The sequence below is a fragment of the uncultured Veillonella sp. genome (assembly GCF_963534045.1).
Classification (GTDB): Bacteria; Bacillota; Negativicutes; order Veillonellales; family Veillonellaceae; genus Veillonella.
Map to the genome: position 1 here is coordinate 1 of NZ_CAUSQT010000060.1, position 6105 is coordinate 6105.

A 6105-nucleotide genomic window follows, 5' to 3' on the forward strand; every position below is an offset into this window, starting at 1 on the left:
TAAAACCAAATCGATTATGTAATTTCGTGCTCCCCTCATTGCCGGCCGTAATAACGGACACCACATTATGCAATGTATCATCAGATTTCGCCATAGCTATAATACGTTCCATCAACTGTGTTGCCACACCTTGGCCACGGTAATCTTGATGAATATATATGGACAATTCTACCGTACTCTTATACGCTTCTTTGGGGCGATATGGTGAAAGCGATGCATAGCCTACCACTACGCTATCAATGGTTCCTACAATAATAGGATGATGCTCATCGCTGTGCGCATTATACCATTCACGCCACTCTTCCAATATGCGCGGCTCAAGATCTAAGGTAGCTACGCCATGTTCGACCTCGTAGTTGTAAATAGATAAACAAGCACACACATCATCTTCTGCAATTGATCGAATTATTAATTCACTCATATATTCCTCTAAAACAGTTTATAAAAATAACCTTAGTTGTAACTACCTATAACTATTGGTTACAGAATAAGACAAAAAATACGCAAGAAAAAGGACGAGCTACAACTCGTCCTTTTTTGTTATATTGTAGGTAATTTTGTACGCTTCACTACCTATCTGCAGTATATCATAAATATATAACACTGACTAGCAATAGAGGATAGTCCATTATATCTCTATAGTACTCCAAATAGAATAAGCGTAACCACAATCAACGCAACAATCACTATATAGTCTAATAGTTTAAGACCTACAGATGCTGCAAAGCTATGTGTCTTGCCTCCAAAGCCTCTAAGTTCCAAGGATAATGCCATTGTTTCAGAACGGCCCAAGGATTTTAAAAGCAACGGTTGGATAACGGAGCCATAGGATTTCATGCGTTTAAAGATATTGCCGTCTAAGGAAAGGCCTCGGCAAGATTGAGCCTCTTGTACAGCCTTGCTTTCACCAATGAAATCAGGTACAAAGCGAAGGGCTGCGGTAAACATAAATGCATATTCATAAGGAATTTTGCATTGTGTTACGAGGGCCGCTGTTAGATCTTGTAACTTCGTCGTTGCCAAGAGTGCAATAAACACGAGCGTCATGGCTAACATGCGAAGGCCGGATACAACAGCAGATACAACGTCTCCGCTACCTAAGTATTGAACAACGCCTAAGAATACGGCGAATACGATTAAAGCAAATACAGCCTTGTATTGTTTCCATAATAAACCGGTCAACAAGAGTGCTACTAATTCTACGACAACCAATGCCATCAATGACATCCAATCCCGCAAGAAGATGGCCCATACGGATACAGCGAGGGTCATCAAAATTTTTGTTAATGGTACTAATCGTTCCATGGTCCCCTCCTATTCTGCCAATTGCGCGATAAGGCGCGTCCGTAATTCATCCATCGATTTGCAGTAACCTAAGCCTGGTACTGCTTGTGAAAGCTCCACACTTGGCGGTTTTGTGAGACCAAGATCATGTAGTTCATCGGTAGATTTTGAAAATAATTCTTCTGGTGTGCCGTCAAAAGATACAGTACGATGTCCCATGATGATGGCACGGGAACATTCAGAAGCCATGATTTCCATATCATGAGTAATCAATAAGATTGTAAGGCCTTCGCTGTTCAACTGACGTAATAAGGCTAACAATTCTTTTGTTTCCTTACCATCTTGACCACTTGTAGGTTCATCGAGGATAAGAATTTTAGACTGCATTGCCAATGCCGATGCAATAGCAACGCGTTGCTTTTCACCACGACGCAATGTAGGTGGATACTCGTTGCGCAAATGACTGATACCACAGCGCTCCAATACTTCATCTACAATGTGTGTAACCTCGTCTTTAGAACGACCTAAGGATTCAGGACCAAACGCCACCTCTGTAGCCACAGTAGGTCTAAACATTTGACGATCTGGTTGTTGGAATACGTACCCAATAAATTGGCCTCGTTTAGATGGTGGCATAGATGTAATATCCTTGCCGTTATAACGGATGTGCCCTTCAGCAGCCTTTTCGAGACCTACTAAGAGACGGGTAATCGTCGTTTTACCACAACCATTTTTACCACCAACAGCAATAAATTCGCCTTCATGAATGATAAAGTTTACATTTCTAAAAATATCTACGGTAGGCACATAGCCAAATCGTAAGTTTTCTACCTTAAGCATGTGCGCCACCTCCTGTACTTTCACCTATAGGATTACCATGTTGAGCTTGACTTTCACCATTTACATTCGTATGTTCATAACGAGAACGGTCGATGGCCTTGGCCATTTCGATGTGATGAAGACCCTTAATAGCCGATTCGATGCTAAGCCAAGGTTCATCGCTATGGTAACCGGCCTTTTCCAATTCCATATACGTTGTAAATACGGATGGCAACGCTTCTACATAAATATCATTGTTATACATGTATTCCAATGTGGTAGCCACATCACTATCGCATACGATTTCACCATTCACCATAAGCGCCATGCGGTTAGCATATGGCAATACAGCATGCAAATCATGGTCGATAACCACAACAGTGATACCATGATTGCGGTTTAAATCACCAACGAGGCGATATAGTTCAGCTGTCCCATCTGGGTCAAGAGAACTCGTTGGTTCATCGAGAACGAGAACAGATGGATTGGTTGCCAACACGGAAGCAATCGCCAAACGTTGACGTTGACCGCCGGACAAGCTCGTAATTTTACGATCTTCAAGGCCTTCAATGCCAACTTGTTTAAACACCTCTGCACAACGAGCATCGATGGTTGCTCGATCGTAACCACGGTTTTCCATAGCGAAGGCTACTTCTTCGCGAACCGTCATCGTTACAAGTTGTGTATCGTAATCGGCAAGAACAACGCCGACATGGTTTGCTAACTCAGGAATCGACAATTGCGTTGTAGCCTTACCATCTACGAACACCATACCTTCTAGGCGACCACCGTAGAATTTAGGCACCGCCCCTACCATGGCCATGCAAAGCGTACTTTTACCACAACCAGCAGGCCCTGTTACAACGAGGAAATCGCCATCATGCACATCGAGGTTGATGTTCTTTAACGTAGGCTCAGTCGCCTTAGGATGATAATAATTCATGTGCTCAATAGAAATCTTTGCATCCCGTTCTGGCGCAATCACGAGTCCGCTATGGTCAGTAGAAGCTTCGCTACCGCTAGGCAACATACCGCGTTTAGCGAACATCTTTTGAGCTGGAATGTACAATACTGGTGTAATCGCTGCATTTACAGCCGCTACTACTAACACGAGAGGCCACATAGCGTAGAGATATACATTATTAGGCAAGTTTGCAATTTGCCATAACAACGTAACGAAAATACCACCAGATACGACAGTCGTAAAGAATGAACCTACAATCGGCGTGATTTCAAAGGAGCCAATTTTACCGATGTTCATAGATGTCATGGTGCGAGAAATAAATGTTATTACCAATGCCCCTGCTGGTTCAGATAACAAGTTACCATAAGGGAAACCAGATTTGGAGGTTAACACCTCAATCAAGGCCGCCACTAAACCTATGCCCAATGCTTGCGATACACTAGGTTTCGTCAACAAGATTGCTACGCAATACGCAGAAATCATCCAGTTTGGCGTAACCCCTGCAAAACTTGGACTCACCAAGTGCAAAATCGTACCCAACGCGAGCATCAAGGTGCTCACCGTTACCCATCTAAACTGTCCACCCTGATCATGGGTGTACACGAGATTCTTTATCCGTTCCATAATACCCTCTTTTCTTCAATAGAATATATACTGTTTATTTTATCATTTATATGGGTATTGTGAAAGTTTATAATCCTTATCTATGCAATAATATCTCTCTTACAAAAAATAAAGCGACACCGAATAAACAATGCCGCCGCTTAGTTGATTCAATCTAAATTCCTATTCAGTCTTTTCTTCAGTCTCTGTTGCTACTTCTTCACTTGGTTCTTCAGCCATTCCTTTAGTTTCTGTTTTTTCAGCGACCTTCGCTCTAATGTCTTTTGCTGCCCCTGCAGATTTTTCTTTCACAGTATCCGTAATATCCTTAGCCGCGTCCGCCGTTATATCTTTCACGTCTCTAGCCTTTTGTTTTAGCTCTTCAGCCTTCTCCTTAAGGGTATCTTCTAGGTCTTTTGCCACATCTGCAGACTTAGCTTTTACTAGTTCATTTACATCATGTGCTGCATCAGCAGATTTAGCCTTTACATCTGCCGCTTTTTCCTTAACCAAGACCTTTACTTCCTGCGCCGCATCAGCGGATTTAGCCTTTACATCTGCCGCCTTTTCTTTAGCCAATACCTTCACTTCTTGTGCTGCATCAGCAGTTAATTCTTTCACAACACTAGCCTTGGATTTAGCTAATTCTTTTACATCCTTTACCGCATCTCCCAATTGATCTAGAAATTTCATGTTAGTTCCCTCCAAATAATTTTGTAATGAATGCCTTCTCTCTTTCAATTATAGATTAAGATTAAATAGAATCTAACTTTTATATCATTAAATCACAATGTATTCAAATTATAAAGAGTGTCCACGCATCTTCATGTTACTATTAAAATCATTTCATAGCACCATCTATTAACGATAGTGCTTTTAAGAACTAATGTACTTCATCTAATAGTATTTTAAGATAATCACGTCTACTATTTAATATTCTATCAATATAGATAGTACGATCTAAATAACGGTAAAAGCTTAAATAATTATGACAAAGCAAATATCTATATTCAATTTTACTCCCCATATTTATCAATAATCGCTGTCCCATTTCTGGAAAAGCGCTTAAGAAATCATTTGTAGTCACTATATCCGAAATAGTTTTCTTAGCTAACTCAATATCACCGGTTTCTTCTTCTATAAAGGATTTTATTTTAAGCAAATCTTCTCGTGCTTTTGGTGCATAGCTAATTTGATTATCCATAATTAAATCCCCAATTCACTTTTTAGTTGCTCTGATGAAATCCAACCTTGTTCTTCACCAGATTGACGACCTACCTCTAAAGCGCCCATAAGTTTTATTGTAGCCATTACACGTTCATAATCTTGAATATCCATAATTGCATATCGGCCTCTACCATTTTTAGTTAAGAATACTGGACTATCTATAGCAACATCACGCAATACTTCAGAATAATTACGTAAATCTGAAATAGGTTTTATATTCGGCATACTATCACCTCCAAAATACTTTAGTGATATAACACTCATCTTGCAAATACCTTATCACTATTGTAGTTAAATTATCATGTAAATTCAACAGCAAATTTTACAACATTATAATTGGATTCTTTCTATACATAGCTTTCTCACTTCCTCGTCACATAGTTATGATATAATGCATATATTAATTACGCCCACACAGGAGGTCTACATGTACAAATATATCACAATCTTAGGCGCTGCAGGCCAAATCGCACAACGATTGACAGCAACACTTTTAACATATACAGATATGCACATCACATTATATGGACGTCAATTGAGCACACGTATCCATCCGGAAATTTTAGAACACGAACGGGTAACTATTATCGAAGGATCCTTTCAAAATCCTAAAAAATTAGAGGAAGCCGTTAAAAATACAGAAGTCGTATTCCTCAGTGCTATGGAAACTGGCAGTGATATGGCAGCGATTGTGAAAGCACTATCTCACCAAAATATTCGTCGTATCATCGGCTTATCCATGGCCGGACTATCTGGCGAATTTCCAAAAGTTTTGGAAAAATGGACCTTCGATAATTTACCAATTAGCTATGTACAAGGCGAACGTCAAGCGCGCAACGTTTTACGAGAATCTAACTTGAATTACACTATTTTGCGTTTACCTTGGCTCTATAACAATATGGAGAACACAAATTATGAATTAATCGCAGAAGGCGCTCCATTCAACGACGCACAAGTTACACGCGAAGCTGTGGTAAAGGCCGTTTATGACATCCTACACGTTGAAGACGAAACACCATTCAGTCGCGCTAGCATTGGTGTAGGTGAACCAGGTACACACTACGATAAACCATCGTTTTTATAAACTATAAAACTACCAAACACCTTCGGTATACATTTCTCTCTCAAGAAAATGTATACCGATTTTTTATTTCCATAATTTATGGTTATTTATGTAGATAAACAACGTTATTTACGCTATACTAATA

Annotated in this window: 8 protein-coding genes; 1 reads left to right on the forward strand and 7 read right to left on the reverse strand. The window is 40.0% G+C overall.

Annotated features, from left to right (window positions below; genetic code table 11):
* From RYP29_RS07865 to RYP29_RS07895, 7 genes are all read right to left on the reverse strand, one after another.
* On the reverse strand, positions 1-421 hold a 421-nt coding region (locus RYP29_RS07865; protein WP_311532963.1), incomplete at its 3' end, for an N-acetyltransferase family protein.
* 215 nt (positions 422-636) lie between these two features.
* A complete protein-coding gene (locus RYP29_RS07870) occupies positions 637-1305 on the reverse strand; it encodes an energy-coupling factor transporter transmembrane component T (RefSeq protein ID WP_301836266.1) in 669 nt (222 codons plus the stop codon).
* 9 nt (positions 1306-1314) lie between these two features.
* A complete protein-coding gene (locus RYP29_RS07875) occupies positions 1315-2124 on the reverse strand; it encodes an ABC transporter ATP-binding protein (protein WP_311532964.1) in 810 nt (269 codons plus the stop codon).
* Positions 2117-3691: an ABC transporter ATP-binding protein gene (locus tag RYP29_RS07880; protein WP_311532965.1), complete on the reverse strand. Its 1575-nt coding sequence runs from the start codon at positions 3689-3691 to the stop codon at positions 2117-2119. The genes RYP29_RS07875 and RYP29_RS07880 overlap by 8 nt, the downstream gene beginning before the upstream one ends.
* Before the next feature lie 162 nt (positions 3692-3853).
* Entirely contained in the window at positions 3854-4363 is a 510-nt protein-coding gene (locus RYP29_RS07885; RefSeq protein WP_311532967.1) for a surface exclusion protein, read from the reverse strand.
* A gap of 190 nt (positions 4364-4553) precedes the next feature.
* The gene (locus RYP29_RS07890) at positions 4554-4874 is read right to left on the reverse strand and encodes a type II toxin-antitoxin system RelE/ParE family toxin (RefSeq protein WP_311532968.1); all 321 of its coding nucleotides are present in this window, start codon (positions 4872-4874) and stop codon (positions 4554-4556) included.
* 2 nt (positions 4875-4876) lie between these two features.
* Complete coding sequence (locus RYP29_RS07895; RefSeq protein ID WP_311532969.1) at positions 4877-5122, reverse strand: type II toxin-antitoxin system prevent-host-death family antitoxin; 246 nt, start codon at positions 5120-5122, stop codon at positions 4877-4879.
* A 202-nt stretch (positions 5123-5324) separates the two neighbouring features.
* Between RYP29_RS07895 and RYP29_RS07900 the strand changes: the two genes are divergently transcribed.
* Entirely contained in the window at positions 5325-5981 is a 657-nt protein-coding gene (locus RYP29_RS07900) for an NAD(P)H-binding protein (RefSeq protein WP_311532970.1), read from the forward strand.
* The last annotated feature ends 124 nt before the right edge of the window (positions 5982-6105 follow it).